This window comes from Paraburkholderia sp. RL17-337-BIB-A (genome assembly GCF_046025895.1).
In the GTDB taxonomy this organism is placed as follows: Bacteria; Pseudomonadota; Gammaproteobacteria; order Burkholderiales; family Burkholderiaceae; genus Paraburkholderia; species Paraburkholderia fungorum_C.
Genome location: NZ_JARESY010000001.1, coordinates 3,296,108 through 3,311,831 on the forward strand (window position 1 = coordinate 3,296,108; position 15,724 = coordinate 3,311,831).

At 60.1% G+C, this 15,724-nt stretch carries 13 protein-coding genes; 3 read left to right on the forward strand and 10 right to left on the reverse strand.

The features are described from left to right. The first annotated feature begins 182 nt into the window (after positions 1–182). Complete coding sequence (locus tag P0D84_RS14810; RefSeq protein ID WP_459252202.1) at positions 183–4,787, forward strand: FtsK/SpoIIIE family DNA translocase; 4,605 nt, start codon at positions 183–185, stop codon at positions 4,785–4,787. Positions 4,788–4,925: 138 nt separating this feature from the next. Here P0D84_RS14810 and P0D84_RS14815 read toward each other — a convergent pair whose 3' ends face one another. The 9 genes from P0D84_RS14815 to P0D84_RS14855 all read right to left on the reverse strand — a co-directional run bounded on the left by P0D84_RS14815 (position 4,926) and on the right by P0D84_RS14855 (position 12,461). Continuing rightward, positions 4,926–5,450: a hypothetical protein gene (locus P0D84_RS14815; protein ID WP_408337501.1), complete on the reverse strand. Its 525-nt coding sequence runs from the start codon at positions 5,448–5,450 to the stop codon at positions 4,926–4,928. A 266-nt stretch (positions 5,451–5,716) separates the two neighbouring features. Continuing rightward, positions 5,717–6,232, reverse strand: coding sequence for a hypothetical protein (locus P0D84_RS14820; RefSeq protein WP_408337503.1), 516 nt, complete (start codon positions 6,230–6,232; stop codon positions 5,717–5,719). Between the two features lie 153 nt (positions 6,233–6,385). After that, positions 6,386–6,886, reverse strand: a complete 501-nt coding sequence (locus P0D84_RS14825) for a hypothetical protein (protein WP_408337505.1) — start codon at positions 6,884–6,886, stop codon at positions 6,386–6,388. An 83-nt stretch (positions 6,887–6,969) separates the two neighbouring features. After that, positions 6,970–7,488, reverse strand: a complete 519-nt coding sequence (locus P0D84_RS14830) for a hypothetical protein (RefSeq protein ID WP_408337507.1) — start codon at positions 7,486–7,488, stop codon at positions 6,970–6,972. Further along, positions 7,485–7,892: a hypothetical protein gene (locus tag P0D84_RS14835; protein WP_408337509.1), complete on the reverse strand. Its 408-nt coding sequence runs from the start codon at positions 7,890–7,892 to the stop codon at positions 7,485–7,487. The genes P0D84_RS14830 and P0D84_RS14835 overlap by 4 nt, the downstream gene beginning before the upstream one ends. Positions 7,893–7,915: 23 nt before the next feature. Next, entirely contained in the window at positions 7,916–8,623 is a 708-nt protein-coding gene (locus P0D84_RS14840) for a hypothetical protein (RefSeq protein ID WP_408337511.1), read from the reverse strand. 189 nt (positions 8,624–8,812) lie between these two features. Further along, positions 8,813–9,955, reverse strand: a complete 1,143-nt coding sequence (locus tag P0D84_RS14845) for a DUF6531 domain-containing protein (protein WP_408337513.1) — start codon at positions 9,953–9,955, stop codon at positions 8,813–8,815. Between the two features lie 285 nt (positions 9,956–10,240). Further along, positions 10,241–10,651, reverse strand: coding sequence for a hypothetical protein (locus P0D84_RS14850; protein WP_408337515.1), 411 nt, complete (start codon positions 10,649–10,651; stop codon positions 10,241–10,243). Positions 10,652–11,153: 502 nt separating this feature from the next. After that, complete coding sequence (locus P0D84_RS14855; RefSeq protein ID WP_408337517.1) at positions 11,154–12,461, reverse strand: lactonase family protein; 1,308 nt, start codon at positions 12,459–12,461, stop codon at positions 11,154–11,156. 289 nt (positions 12,462–12,750) lie between these two features. Between P0D84_RS14855 and P0D84_RS14860 the strand changes: the two genes are divergently transcribed. Continuing rightward, complete coding sequence (locus tag P0D84_RS14860; RefSeq protein ID WP_011487411.1) at positions 12,751–12,903, forward strand: DUF3096 domain-containing protein; 153 nt, start codon at positions 12,751–12,753, stop codon at positions 12,901–12,903. Positions 12,904–13,209: 306 nt separating this feature from the next. Here P0D84_RS14860 and P0D84_RS14865 read toward each other — a convergent pair whose 3' ends face one another. Beyond that, positions 13,210–13,455, reverse strand: a complete 246-nt coding sequence (locus P0D84_RS14865; RefSeq protein ID WP_408337519.1) for a hypothetical protein — start codon at positions 13,453–13,455, stop codon at positions 13,210–13,212. 230 nt (positions 13,456–13,685) lie between these two features. Between P0D84_RS14865 and P0D84_RS14870 the strand changes: the two genes are divergently transcribed. Continuing rightward, positions 13,686–15,566: a glycoside hydrolase family 15 protein gene (locus P0D84_RS14870; protein WP_408337521.1), complete on the forward strand. Its 1,881-nt coding sequence runs from the start codon at positions 13,686–13,688 to the stop codon at positions 15,564–15,566. The last annotated feature ends 158 nt before the right edge of the window (positions 15,567–15,724 follow it).

Sequence of the window (15,724 nt, forward strand, 5' to 3'; positions counted from 1 at the left end):
TGGCGCACTCATGGCGGACGGCGCAACGTTAGTCACACCGTTCCGACAATGGCGACTGCGTTGAGCGGTGCCAGTCGGAACGGAATTTTTTGCGTCCACCCTCAAAGCATTTTCCTCTGTCAGTTTCAGTTTAGAATCCTTGGCTTGCGCTTAAACGCGTCCGTCATTCGTTGATGTCTAGCATGCATACGGTAGTTTTCGGCTGGTTCGGCGGGTCAGCCGTCTGGTTCATTCCTCTTTTCTGGCGCCTCGTGAAGTCGATACTGCCAGGTGGCGCAGGTTTGCGCGGCCCCGGCACGATCCGCCTGTGGCTCGGCTTCGTCTGTGTGATGGTGGCGAGCTGCACACTGGAGGCGTCGCTGATCGGCGCGGCCGGCGTGAATGGTTTTGGCCATGCGCTCGCGGCGGGCTTCGGTCATCTGCTTGGACATATCGGCACGCCGCTCGCGGCGCTCGCCCTGCTCCTGGTCAGCCTGCCCTGGCTGGTCGACTTCCGCTGGCGCGACGTCGCCGTGTGGGCCGATGGCGCATTCGGCCTCGGCCTGTCACGCGGCCTCGCCAAACGCGATGAGGAAGTGCGTCGCCATCGCAGCGTCGATGACGGTTTGTCGTCGCACGGTTTGCCTTCACACGTGCCGCCGTCCACCAATACGATGGCCCCTAAAAGCAATGGACGTTATGCGCGTCCGACAGTCTGGCGGCCGCCGGCGCGTGGGCGTGGCGCCGCTGCGGCCGGCGGTGCGGCGGGTGCGGCAGCAGCAGCGGCGGCGAATGACGCAGCGGCGCGGGGCGCCGGCGCGAGTTGGCGCACCGGTGCAGTGAAGACGCGCAATCAGGCCGCGCAGACGGAGCCGGTGCTGCGTACGTCAGCCGCGGCGGCGCCGCGGCAAGTGCCGATACAAACGCCGACGCCGATGCAAGCGCCAACACAGGCCCGTTCGCTGAACACGGACAGGGCGACATGGATGCCGGCTGAACCGGTTGCACCGACTGGCTGGTTGCGTGAGCCGGCAACAACACCGCGCACGGGCGCGTCTGTAGCCGGTTCGGCAGCGGGACCAGGAACGGCTGCGACTCCCGCTCGCGATGGCGGATCGCAAATTGGTCGACGCTTAGTTGGTGAGCAACGACCGACGGACTCGTCGGCGGTCGGCTCGGGCATGACAGGTGTCGCCGGTTTCGCGGGTGCGAGTGCGGCGGCACAAGCAGCACAAGCGCTGCCCGCCGCGACGGCAACAAGGATGATGTCAGGATCGGCGGCCGGTTCTGCAACGCACGCCACGAGCGGCACAGGCCGTCCGTCGACAATTCAGGGTTCGGCAGCTCGTGGAATGTCTTCGGGCAGTCGTTCCCGGGTGGCTCAACAGCCTTTTTCACCTGGTTCGCGCGCGAACAACACCATCACACCGGCGCAGACAATGCGGCGTCCCGCTTCGCCCAGCGCCCCGGCACCGAGCTATACACGACCGATGGCCACAGCGCAGAAGGTCGCACCGCCCGCCAGCGTCCAGGAGACGCTTCGCAGCATCGCGGAAAACGCCGCGCGCTGGACCGACATCGCGGGAGTCAGCCTCGCGCGCAGCAGCGGCGCGGAAAACGCCATGGTCACGACGGCTCCGGTGAGCATCGAGTCGCCGGTCGAGGGTGGGCAATCGGGCGTGGCTTCGTCGTTGGCAAGCGAGGGAGAAAAGGCCGCGGTGCCTGGCGCGAGCGTGCCTTCGCAGAACGAAGCTGGCGCTGCGCCAACCCCTGCGCCAACCCATATGTCAGCGCAGCCGCTGGTCGAAGCGCAGTCGTTGGTCGCAGCGCAGCCGTCGGCCCACATGCCGACACCGGTCGAAGCGTCGTCGTTGGTCGCAGCGCAGCCGCCGGTCCACATGCCACCACCGGTCGAAGCGCAGTCGTTGGTCGCAGCGCAGCCGTCGGCCCACATGCCGACACCGGTCGAAGCGCAGTCGTTGCCCGCAGCGCAGCCGCCGGTCCACATGCCGCCACCGGTCGAAGCGCAGTCGTTGGTCGCAGCGCAGCCGTCGGTCCACATGCCACCTTGGGACGAAACGCAGTCGCGGGTTGACACGACACGGATGAAAGCTGCTTCAGCAGCGTCCATCGAGGAAAACTCCAAGGCCGTCGTGCAATGGCCGATTGAGCCGCCCATCATCCAGACACCGTGGGTCGCGACAGCGACGCCCACGTCCGCATCCGCATCCGCATCCGCATCCGCATCCGCATTGACAGTAGCAGAAGCATCAGCGCCAGCGGAGACATTGCCATCAGCGCAAGCAGAGGCCTCCCTACAAGCAGAGGCTTCGCCGCAAGCACAGGCACCCGCACAAGCTGATGCACCGACACCAGCGCCAGCACCGACATCCGCACCGCCAGTGCCAGTGCCAGTGCCGACCACACGCTATGCAGCCCCGGTGTCCACCGCCACGCCGTTTCAAATCTTCGCGGCCCAGTTGCAGGAAAGCCGCGCGCCAACGGACGTGTCGCCATTCATCGAACAGGAACCGGCGCAATCCAAGGCTGATAACGACAACAACGCAAATGCACCAGTCGAACAGGTGCAGTCGATCGGTCAGCCTGTAGTGCGGCCGCAAGACACAGCGTCGGCGGACATATCGCGTGTGGTCGGCGCCACCGCACCGAGCGAGGCCGTGCCGACACATCACGCCATACCGCCTTGGCGAGTCGCGAGCGCGAGCGATGCTGTCAGGCCAGTTGAAGTGGAAACAAAGGCCGCCCCTGCCCTATCGAATGTATCGGACGTATCGAACCTATCCGACGATGTGGACTCGTCAGCGGCATCGGACGCATCGGACGCATCGGACGCATCGGACGCATCGGACGCATCGAACCTATCCCGCGATCTGAACTCATCAACGCCCTCGGACGTTTCGCTCGTCGCCGCCGCAGTACGGCCGCAAAGCACCGCGTCGCACGTGTCGAATGTGGTTCGCTTCCCTGGCTTCGCATCGCACGCCGCGCCGGTGGCCTCTGCCACCATCGTCGACGAAACCGCCAACGGGCTGGCTTACGCGCCGAGCGTATCGGCAGGGGCAGAGACAGCAGCACCGGCAGCACTGAACGCACTGGGCGCAACGGCGGGACCGAGCATCCCCACCACCCAACCCGCACCTCCGGCACCCCATTTCACGACCGCGCCCCTCCCCGAGCCTGCCGAACGCGCGGAAGCCACCGAGCCCGTCGAACGCACGGAGCCCGTGGGACCCGCCATCCAGCGCCCGCCACTGCGCGGCCACAGCCCGGCCAACGGCTTCGAATTCCGCGCGCCCGCGGCATCGATGGTCGAGTTGCCGACGCTCGATCTACTCGCGCGCGCCGACACCGACGTCGAACCCGTTTCAGAAGAAAAGCTCATCGAAACCGGCTTGCTGATCGAACAGCGTCTGCAGGAATTCAAAGTGCCGGTCACGGTGGTCGGCCATTCGGCCGGCCCAGTCATTACGCGCTTCGAAGTCGAGCCAGCGCTCGGCGTGCGCGGCAGTCAGATCGTCGGCCTGATGAAGGATCTCTCGCGCGGCCTCGGTCTCACGTCGATTCGCGTCGTCGAGACGATTCCCGGCAAGACCTGCATGGGCCTCGAGTTGCCGAACGCGAAGCGCCAGACCATCCGCCTGTCCGAAATCCTCGAAGCAAGCGTCTACCAGAACTCGCATTCGCAATTGACGCTGGCGATGGGCAAGGACATCACCGGCCATCCGGTGGTGGCCGACCTCGCGAAGGCGCCTCACATGCTGGTGGCGGGCACGACGGGTTCGGGCAAATCCGTGGCGATCAACGCGATGATCTGCTCGCTGCTTTACAAGGCGACGCCCGAAGAAGTGCGGCTCATCATGATCGACCCGAAGATGCTGGAACTGTCGGTGTACGAAGGCATTCCGCATCTGCTCGCACCGGTCGTCACCGATATGAAGCTGGCGGCCAACGCGCTGAACTGGTGTGTCGGCGAAATGGAAAAGCGTTATCGGCTCATGTCCGCGGTCGGCGTGCGCAACCTGCCCGGCTTCAACCAGAAGATTCGCGATACGGAAGCCAAGGGCAAAAAGCTCGGCAACCCGTTCTCGCTGACGCCGGATGCACCCGAGCCGCTCGCGCCGCTGCCGTTGATCGTGGTGGTGATCGATGAACTCGCCGACCTGATGATGGTCGCGGGCAAGAAGATCGAAGAACTCATCGCGCGTCTCGCGCAGAAGGCGCGCGCCGCCGGCATTCACCTGATTCTGGCGACGCAGCGTCCGTCGGTCGACGTGATCACCGGCCTCATCAAGGCGAACATTCCGACGCGCGTGGCGTTCCAGGTGTCGTCGAAAATCGACTCACGCACGATTCTCGATCAGATGGGCGCTGAATCGCTGCTCGGCCAGGGCGACATGCTGTTCCTGCCGCCGGGCACGGGTTATCCGCAGCGTGTGCACGGCGCGTTTGTCGCCGACGAGGAAGTGCATCGGATCGTCGAGTATCTGAAGCAGTTCGGTGAACCGCAATACGAAGAAGGCATTCTGGATGGGCCGGCCACCGAAGGCGGTGCGGCGCAGGACCTGTTCGGCGAATCGCCGGATGCTGAAGCTGATCCGCTTTACGACGAAGCCGTCGCCTTCGTGGTGCGTACACGGCGCGCGTCGATCTCGTCGGTGCAGCGGCAATTGCGCATCGGCTATAACCGGGCGGCACGGCTTGTCGAGCAGATGGAGACGGCGGGGTTGGTGTCGGCGATGGGGATTAATGGTAGCCGTGAAGTGCTGGCGCCGGGGGCGGCGGAGTGAGGATGTGGTGGATGGAATTGCTGCGGGTGGGAAACGGGCTGCCGCCGTCGCGTAGTGATAGGTAGCGTTCCACGCCGCATCAGAAGAAGGCGCGACAACCGCGCCTTCTAGCTTGCCCACAGCAGCTTTTATCTCGCCCTAGTCCACTATCCGAAAATTCGGACCTGGGTAGAGGAAGAAAGGATAGTGCCTGTGACTGAACTTGAGAAAATCGAGCGGGCCGGTTAGGGCGCTCATTTCCTTGCTCCAATTCCCGTACACGAACCAGCTCCCATTGATCGGCAAAATCGCATAGCGTTGTGCATTGCTCGCCAACGCATCTGCCAAGCTGTCGCCCGGATCAGCATTTAAAAATGCGAAGTAGTCGTCGACGCTGTGCTCAGGGCCAACGAAGAAAGCTGGATATTTTTTGAAATGGTGATGGAAATAGGTGAACGGATCCGGACGGAGGGCAAGTACGGCAAAAGTATCCGCGCCCTCGAACGCCAGGAGCGCACGAATAAAGAAGAAAAACGTCGGGGTAGAGATATCGATCGAGTCGAAATAAAGCGTCGGTTCGGTCCGAGCAGAGTCGGCCAGAGTTTGGACTGCTGCATTCGCACGATCCCATAACGGTAAGAAATCTTCCAGATTATTTAGAAAGTTGCCTTTTTGTCGATTCATTATTTCCCACCCAAACGAGTTTTTACTGTAGCTGATCTGCCGCCCACGACCCACAGCGATATCAACGTATTACCGGGTGTGATCCGCTCCGGCGGAATCTCGTCCACCTGCATCTCCTGTTCCGATAGCTCGCATATCGGCGTGATAAGAACATTGACGTCGACCCGTGACTTCGCGCCGCGGCGAGGAGAAAGGCGCGATTGATCTCGCCTTTCTTGTTTGGTCCAGTAACGGAACGATTCTAGAGAATCGGGCGCACCGCCTTGTTACGGTTCGACTCGGAAGCCGCTCGGCGGCTGGATGAAGAACGGATAGAACTCACGTGCGCATTGCATGATCTCGGGGGGACCATAGAACACACCAACATCCCATGAGCGATCGCCGAAAGCGAGCCAGTCGCCATCAGTCGGCATTATCACGTAATGCTCGTGGTTTACACCCAGTGCATCGGCCAGGCTGCCACCAGGGTCTTGCATCATGAAATGGAAGAACTCCTCGTCAGAGTTATTTTTTTTGTGGACGAATCCTGGGTACTTTCCAAAGTAATGATGAAAGTAATTGAACGGATCCGGCTTCAAGATTACCGTCGCAAAATCAGTCGTATTGGCGAACGCGACGAGTGCTTGTATGAGATCGAAAAATTTCTGTGTCGCAATATCGATCGGGTCAAAGTACAACAACTCGTCCCGTGACTTGCTGACGAGCGACTGGACACCCATTCTCGCGCGACTCCAGAGCGCGGTAAACGTTGCAAGATCATGTATGTAGTCTAGTTGGTTCATTGGTTAACACACCAGATGGTTGCCAAGACGGATCTCAACCGTGCCCCTGTCACTTATTACTCAATATTCGGCGGTAGAACCACCGAATATTGAGGGGACACACACACTGTATTTTCGGTACCGTCTTTTCTAAAGAGATCGCTTTTTGTTCGCCTAGCCAGGATTCTCATCGAAGGTGAATGACTCGCGCGCAAACTTCATGGTATCTGCGGGTCCGGATAGCACACCCGTGCCCCAATCCCAGTCCCGATCGGCATATATGAACCATTCACCCACAATCGGTAAAACAACATACTGCTCCGAATAGAAGCCCATCGCGTCGGCCGGGCTGTCGCCGGGGTCCATCATCAGGATTTCAAAAAAATCGTCGTCGTTATGATGTGCTTCAACAATGAATCCCGGATACTTACCAAAATGAAAATGAAAATAGTTGAAGGGGTCTGGGTTCAGTACGATCACCGCGAATTCGCCGGTCCCACTGAACGCCGCGATGTTGCGGATAAGATCACGGAACCGTTCTGTGCCAATGCAAGACGAATCAAAGTAGAGCAACTCCGAGGCTGGAGTGACCAACGCTATGTTCATGCACTCACGTGCACGCTGCCAAAGCGAAGTAAATGCTTCGCCGTCTTGTATGAAATCGATCTTGCTCATTTGATTAATCGGATTTTGAGGGTTGCATACTTCGACCGCCGAAGAAGGTGCGAAATGCTCGCGCCTTCTTCGTTTGACATTGACTACGGGTCAATCCGAAAGCCCTTCGGAGGGACGATGAAGAATGGGTAAAAGCTCTTTGCACACTCCATGACATCCGGCGGCCCGTACAGCACACCCGTGCCCCATGACCTGTCACCAAAGGCGATCCACTTAGCTGACAAGGGCATCACAATATAATGTTCCGAATTGGTTCCCAAGGAGTCGGCAAGGCTTCCACCGGGGTCCTTCAACAGAAATTCGAAGAATTCGTCATCTGTATTCTCTGCCCGATGGATGAAACCTGGGTATTTTCCGAAATGAAAATTAAAGTAGTCGAATGGGTCTGGCTTCAGGACGAGAGTGGCGAAGTCAGTCATACCCTCGAGGGCAAGCAGCTTTTGAACAAGTTCAAAGAACTTTTGCGTCTGGAGATCGATGGTATCGAAATAAAGCAGCTCCGTTGGCAACTTGTCGCGAAGCATCCGGACGCCTGTAGTCGCGCGCTCCCAAAGCGGCATGAACTCGGAACGTTCGCGTATGAAGTCAATTGTATTCATCATTTTGGAAGCCGTATTTTGAGTGTAGGGCGTGATGCTCCAGCCGGGGTGAAATCAGCAGTCGGTCTGCCGGCATTCGACTCGTCCCGGACGCTATAGCGCACGCCATCTTTTGTGAAGATGTCGGCCTTTCCATCCTTGCTGAGAGTTTGCGTCCATCCGTCATTACGCAAGTTTGCCTCGAATTCTGCCTTGGTTACATCGGTCTCGATGTTGGTGATACTGTTGCCCTCGGTAATGTTCTCGTACTTCGACGTAATCCGCCCCGGCGGAATCCCATCCACCTCCGTCTCGGCCGCGGGCTTGCACATCTGCTTGATACGGTCCCAGTTCTCCGCCGCTTTCCTTGCGCCTTGACCGATGCCGTATTTGACAGCCGGATTGTTGATCAGTCGCCAGACGAGCACGATTCCCCGTGCCGCGCCATCAATCAGCCCGGCCGAGAAATGGCAACCCCCACACACACAGTCGAAGTCGAAAGCGAAGAAGCACCGAGAAGCCGACGTGCGCCCTGAAGATTTGCCGGTGGCGCTATAGGCGAGTCCCCATAGTTGTAGTTATCAATCCACTGATTGATTTCCTCGTCGCCGACCGGAATATCCGTACCGTCGTTCAGGTCGAGCAGACTGCCGTTTCTGGCAACCGTGCCCGTACGTGACACGACCTGACCATCGGGCGAATACGTGAACCTGACTTTTAAAATGCGCCGGACACCACCGTTCGCAGGACTTGCATCCTCCTGAAACTTGAAGAGGTCGATTCGTCCACGCCGGTCGTAGCGCAGGAAATAGTCGCCGGTCGGGTTGTAGCCGTACTCGATCCGGTGAGCGGCATCGCGCGAAATCGCCTCACTGGCGACGTCTTGCTCCACGGGATAGATTGAAAATACATTCCCGGTCGCATCGCGCGTCACGACCCATTGCGCGACGACCTTCCCGGCGGCAAGTTGCTGGGCAAACGACAGCCGGTTCGTCGCGTCGTACGTCATGCCGTAGGCCGTCGTCACGGCGCCTTCAGGCTTCGGTGCATCGAAGCCCTGGATTCCGGTCGCGTCGCTCGTCGGCGTCTCGGCGATGCCTGTCGTGTTGCCGCGAGCGTCGTAGACGAATGACTGAATCAGGTTCGGCGACGCAATCATCGACGGACGCAGGCTTGTGGCATCGGCATAGCGAATCGTGGATATCGAAGTCCCGGAGGCGCTCTTAACGGTCGCCTTGAAGGGACGCCCCGCATCGTCGTAGCTGTATTCCGACGTTCCGCCGCTTGCGTCTGTATCTTTCAGCAGATTGCCCGACGCATCCCATGCGCTGCTCGCATTACCCGCCGCCTACGTGCTAGTGGTTGGCCGCAGCACACCGCCGATCGACGACAGATTTAACGTGGTGGTGCGCTTGCTGCCGGTAATAACCGTTGAGCCGGCGTTATAGGCGAACTGCACATTGCGGGTAGCGTCGGGATGGTCGACCGCTATTTCCCGAGCTTGCGAGTCATAAGTCCACGCCGCGACACGCATGCCGACTTCATTAATCTCTCCCGTCAGCGCATTCTTGAACCGGGCATCTTCATAGGCGTAACGGTGCGTGTACCCATCCGGCCACGTAACAGAAACGAGATTGCCATTCGCGTCGTAACCGTACTGCGTCATCCTTCCCAAAGGATCGTTCAGGCGCGACAGACGACGCTTGTCGTCATAGTCGAGTCGAAGCGTAATGTCCTTGTTCGCGTCCGTGCCGGCAGCATGCTGAGTGATGGCGGTTAACAGACCCGATGCATCGTAGGTTGCCGTGCGGATAAACCGGGTCTTCGTCTCCTCCGACAGCAAGAGCCCTTGCGGCGAGTAAGATTCGACTGTCTCAGTCTGAAGATCAGTAAGCGTCCAGCCGGACGCGTTCTGCGCAAGCGCGAGACCAGTAAAGCCAGCCGTGCGCCAAGTGCCCGCCAACCAGTTGAACGTGACAGGCTCACCATTCGCGCGATACGCAATAACCTTGGATGAGCCACCGCTGTTCGCATTCGCAAGGTCCAGGCTGCGCTGCCAGCTATGGAACCAGACCGGTCCCATCGAGATCGCATTCTTCGCAAGTGGTTTGGAGCGATAGGTGCGCGTGAACGACATCGGAATATCGTCGCCGCTGACGAAATCCGCTTCCGTCAGCGTGACCGCGCCATTGCCGGGATAGACCGGATCGGCTACCGGACAGCTTTGTTCGGGCTCATCCGTCGCAGGAACGGAACACCATTGGTCGATCAGCGCGATGTCATTGATGCACGCGTAATTCCCCATGCCACCGGGTGTATTGCTGACGACATCGTTGCGGCAGGACTTCGTACCCGGCGTTGCGCCCGACTTTGAGTACAGCGTGAAGCAGTCTGTCGCGTTCGCGCCGAACGCCACCAGTAACAGTATGAATGCGGCAAGAAAGCGGCACAGCATGCTGGCCGAGCCACTCTGGCATATCCGGAATTTCATTTTTCTCCCTTTAGTTGTTCGTTTCGCCGATGAAGGCGAAAGCATTTTTAAGGAGAGTGAAATATTTTTGAATCCGACAATTCCGAAAAATCTGATTGCGTTGGTGTCAGTCTGTGGTTCTTGGCAGGAACGAAGAGACGGCGTCGCATTGACCGTGCATGACCGAGTTACCCCCACAAAGATGAGCGTGGCGATGAGAAAAAGGCGTGGATTGCCTCACGCCTTTGTTTCTCACAGGGACGCAAAGCCCCCGCAACGCTACGGCGACTACCGCATGGTTATGCGCTATGCGTCAGCATTGGTTAGCGGTGCGACAGACACGCTTGCGCTCGTTGCAGCATGTGCTATTGCCGCATTGGCGAGCAGACCCGCTGCATGCTTCGCGGTGATGCGGCTTTCAGGTACGCCTTTAGCATCAAGCGCGACGACCTGATACAACTCGCGATCACGCACAAGATCACGTTCATATCCTTCGACCGTCTCTACCAGGAGTTCCAGCAATGCGCGTTGGCTTTGCCGTTCGTCGCGCGTCACGGTCGGACATCGATAGATCGTGCTTGCCAGATTAACCAGCCGATTAAGCTGGCCAAGTTGCTGATCGCATAAGTGGAAAGTTGAAAGCGCGAGTTTCTCGTACTGAAGCGCGTCGACCGGGGGACGTGACGCGGTTTGAAGCTGTTTGGTGATTTTCGTCATGGTGCGATTTCCGGTTCGTTCCTGAATCGCCCGACACTTGCTAACAGATAGGGTGAGCGGGCACGTAGCAGGGTTGGCAGACCGGTACTGAAACCACAAACCGGCAGACCCGAAGGTCTCCTTGCTACAGCCCGCCCATGGAAAACAGGCGTGCGGATGCAAACGCACGACCTGCCGAAGCAGGCGCGCGGGTTTCAGTAACTCAGGCTGCCAAGCCTGAACCGTCGTTGTTTCGACGGCTTTCTGAGTATAAGCCGCACGATGTAGCACGCGCTTACCCGCGCAGGCTATATCGGCCCGGTCGATATTATTTCAGAAATTTCTTTCTTAAACTTCCGAAACGTTGATTAAGCTGTCCAGCACCGCCTCGGCGAAAAGATTGCCCCAGGTGGCCGCAATGACTTAGAGGCCTGCTGTCAGCATCGCCATACGGGTTCACTCAAAACAGTGTTGCCCAAAGCGCCCTGTCTTCTACATGCGGCGCCGGCTCGCACCTCTCCCCTCACGACGGCGACACCAACTTGAAATCCACCGGCGAATCGATCTCGATCCGCTTCGGATTCGCCTCGAGCAAGCCGCTCTGCTGATCGCGCTTGAACACATACACCGTGCCGCTATTCTGATTGCCGACGATCAGCCAGTTGCCGGTCGGATCGATCGCGAATTCGCGCGGCGACTTGCCGAGGCTCGACTGGTGCCCGATCTTCTTCAGATGACCATTGGTGGGATCGACCGAGAAGATCACGATATCGTTCGCGTCGCCGCGATTCGACGCGTAAAGGAAGCGTCCGTCCGGCGACAGATGAATCGCCGAGGCGCCCACCGCGCCCTTGAAGCCAGGCTCGGTCAACGAAAGCGTCTGCACTTGCGTGAGCTTGCCGTCGTTGTAGTTGAAGGTGCTGACCGTGCCCGCCAGTTCGCTCGTCAGATAAGCATGCTTGCCGTCCGCGCCGAACACCAGATGACGCGGGCCGGTGCCCGCTTTCTCCTGGGTATAACGCCAGTCGGTCGGGCCGAACAGGCCGCGGCTGCCGTCAGGCGTGTAGCGGTATGAGTACAGCTTGTCGGCACCCAGGTCCTGCGCGAACAGGTAATGACCGTCTGGCGAGAACACGGTGGAGTGAACGTGCGAGTTGTCCTGACGGCCCTTCACTGGACCGCCGCCTTCATGATGCACTGTGAGCACCGACGCACCCACCTGGCCATCCGCCTGCAACGGGAACACCGCGAAGCTGCCACCCGGATCGGCCGCCACCGAGTAGTTGGCCGTCAGCAGATATTTGCCGTCCGGCGACAGGCTCAGATAGCACGGGTCATTACCGTCCGACGAGACCTTGTTGAGAAAGGTCAACTGGCCGCTTGCGGCATCGAAGCGAAATGCGCTGATGCCGCCGCGTTGCGTGGCCGGGCCGTTGTCGCCGGGCAATTCGTTGACTGCGTAGACGAAGCGGCGGTCGCGGCTCACCACCAGGTACGACGGGTTGACCGTCTGCGCGACCGAGACGCGGGTCGCTTCGCCCGTCTTCGTATCGAAGCGGTAGACGTATAGGCCTTCGCTCTTGCCACCGGTATAAGTGCCGACCAGCATGTCATAGACGCCGTCGGCGGGAGCCGGGCCGGAATCTTGCGCAAACGCATGCGAAGCAACAATCGAGACCATGAGCACGAAACCTTTTATTATCGAGCGGGCGGAACACAGAGGAGCTGGCCGGCCGCCGCGCCATGAGGTGGATTGAACAGCAGAAAGTGAAGAAGAGTTTGAGGCAGAGTTTGAAGCGGCACGCGCTGTGACCCGGTGACTACGAAGCATATGACCTCCTCTACATCGGTTATTCGATTGAATCGGTTGTAATGGTGTCTCTGGTCTGCCGCGCGTTCGGTCGAATTGTTTTTATCGAGGCAAGTATAAAAGCGTTGCGTCGGATCATGCAGCGATTCCGGCCGGCGGTGGTTAGTCGGGCCGCGATCGGCTGGGTCGGACGGCTGGTCAGCGCACCGCTGCATGCGCAGCAATTGTCCCTCCCGGCGGCGCATTTTTTTCAACCGCGTCTCACCCATTTTTCAACCGCGTCTCACCCATCACATACTACGGAGTCTTCATGAACGTCACACTCAGCCTGGGCCCGCTGGTTTCGTTGATCGCCGGTATTCTGATTCTCATCATGCCGCGCCTGTTGAACTACATCGTCGCGCTCTATCTGATCATCATCGGCATCATTGGGATCTTTGGCGTGGGGTCGTCGCACTTCTAAGTCCAAGCGCCGCCGGCAGTCGGCAACAGAACCGGCAAGGAACGCACAACCGGGCGCAGTGCCGGCCCGGCGCCCGCTCGCATGAACGCGGCGGTAGATGAGCAACAACACGCGTATCGACGTGACCGCGGTGGCGCAGCAAGTAGCACAGGGAAGCAGCGAGACTGAACGGAAAAGCGAAACGGAACGACAAAGCAGCGCGGCAATATGTGTACGCGCGATATGCATACGCGCGACAGATTCGCACCCCATGCTGCGCACCAGATGGAAGACCGCCGCGCGGCGCCGAGCCCGCGCAACAGACAGTCAGCCGTTCGAAAGCTGATCGAGCCGCAAGCGCCCCTGCAACGACAATCCGCCGACGGCATAATGACCGTCAGCTTCCTGATGACGCCGGAAGCAGGCCCGTTCGACCAGAAAGGCCGCCGCGGCCAGCATGCGGTTGCGGCTCAGGCCCAGCCGGCCATGATCGAGCGGCAACATTGAGTCGTCGGCCAGTTCGCTGGCGGCCGAGAGAATTGTGATGCAATCGGATTTCGACGGGTTCAGCATTGCTTGGATCCTCGAAAACGGTGTTTGCACGCGCCGTGAGCCAAGGCCGAGGCATGATCTGGATGGCTTCACGCATCGGCACGAAAATCGATTGTAGGCAGTGATTTGACAATTACCAACCCGCGTTTGCCCCATTGCGCGCTGAACCAAAGCGCCGCGCGCGAGTCCGGTAATAACAATGACCCCACGCGTGGCGGCCTTCGCCTCGCGTAACACTGATACGCTCCTCCATGCCCGCACTCATCGAAGACTACGCACTCATCGGCGACGGCCATACGGCCGCGCTCATCTCCCGGGACGGTTCGGTCGACTGGCTTTGCTGGCCGCGTTTCGACTCCGGTGCCTGTTTCGCCGCCCTGCTCGGCACGCCCGACAACGGCCGCTGGCTGATTTCGCCGGTTTCGGATACGCCGCCCACCATCACTCGCCGGTATCGCGGCGAAACGCTGATTCTGGAAACCGATTTCGAAACGCCCGAAGGCGCCGTCACGCTGATCGACTTCATGCCGCCGGGCAACGGCTGGTCGGAGATGGTGCGGATCGTGGTCGGCAAACGCGGCACCGTGCGCATGCAGATGGAACTGGTGCTGCGCTTCGACTACGGTTTTTCGGTTCCGTGGGTCGATCGTCTGAAGCACGACAGCGGCGTCAAGGCGATCGTCGGCCCGGACACCGCGGTGCTGCGCACGCCGGTCGAACTACGCGGCGAGAACATGAAGACCGTCGCCGAGTTCACCGTAAGCGAAGGCGAGCGCATACCGTTTTCGCTGGCTTATGCCGCTTCGCATCTGCGCATTCCCCCCGCGCGCGATCCGCACACGTCGCTCGCACGCACCGAGAATCATTGGCTCGAATGGTCGGCGCGCAGCACGGTCGAAGGCAGATGGGCCGCGCAGATCCGCCGCTCGCTGATCACGCTGAAGGCGCTCGCGTACGAGCCGACCGGCGGCATCGTCGCCGCGCCCACCACGTCGCTGCCGGAACAGCTGGGCGGCATGCGCAACTGGGACTACCGCTACTGCTGGCTGCGCGACGCCACCATCACGCTGCTCGCAATGATGCGCGGCGGCTATTACGACGAAGCGCGCGCGTGGCGCAGCTGGCTCGGCCGGGTCATGGCCGGCGCGCCGGATCAATTGCAGATCATGTACGGCATCGCCGGTGAGCGGCGTCTGCCCGAGTTCGAAATCGACTGGCTGCCGGGCTATCAGGATGCCAAACCCGTGCGGATCGGCAACAACGCGGTCGGCCAGCGTCAGCTCGACGTCTACGGCGAAGTGATGAACGCGCTGCATCTCGCGCGCGTCGGCGGCTTGCAGGCGGACGACACCGCATGGAACGTGCAGCGCGCGCTGCTCGGCCACCTCGACACGATCTGGGAAGAGCCGGACGAAGGCATCTGGGAAACCCGCGGCGGCCGCCAGCACTTCACCTTCTCGAAGGTCATGGCGTGGGTCGCCTACGACCGCGCCATTCAGTCAGCCGAAATGTTCAAGCTGGAAGGTCCGCTCGATGAATGGCGCGCCACCCGCGCGAAAATCCACGCGCAAGTCTGTGCGCTGGCATGGAATCCGGCGCTCAACGCGTTCTCCCAGATCTACGGCAGCGACCAGCTCGATGCGAGCGTGCTGCTGATGCCGCTGGTCGGCTTCCTGCCGCCGGATGATCCGCGCGTCAAGGGCACGGTGGCGGCAATCGAGAGAGACCTGATGCATGACGGCTTCGTGATGCGCTACCGCACCACCGAATACGACGACGGCCTGCCGCCCGGCGAAGGCACCTTCCTCGCGTGCTCGTTCTGGATGGTGGACAACCTGGCACTGCAGGGCCGCATGGATGAAGCCATCGCCATGTATGAACGCCTGCTCGGTCTGTGCAATGACGTCGGTCTGCTCGCGGAAGAGTACGACCCGAGCGCGCAACGCCTCGTCGGCAACTTCCCGCAGGCGTTTTCGCATGTGGCGCTTGTGCACACCGGCCTGAACCTGATGAAACACGAACAGCGGATGGCTCAGGCGACCGGGCAGCCGCCGCATAACAACACCATGGTGGAAGAACTTGAGGCTGCGGCAAGCCCCGATAGCAGCGCGGCAACATCGCCAGTACCATGATTTAATGACACATTGCGCGCAGCCCGCGCGTAAATTGCTGCATTGCACAAGTACGCTTTGTTCAGTATGATCGAGCAGACTGTTGGCCGAAAATCAATGTGCCCACAACCAATACGGCCTGCCGCAACGCCACACGCGTGTTTGCCAAAGCCCCATGC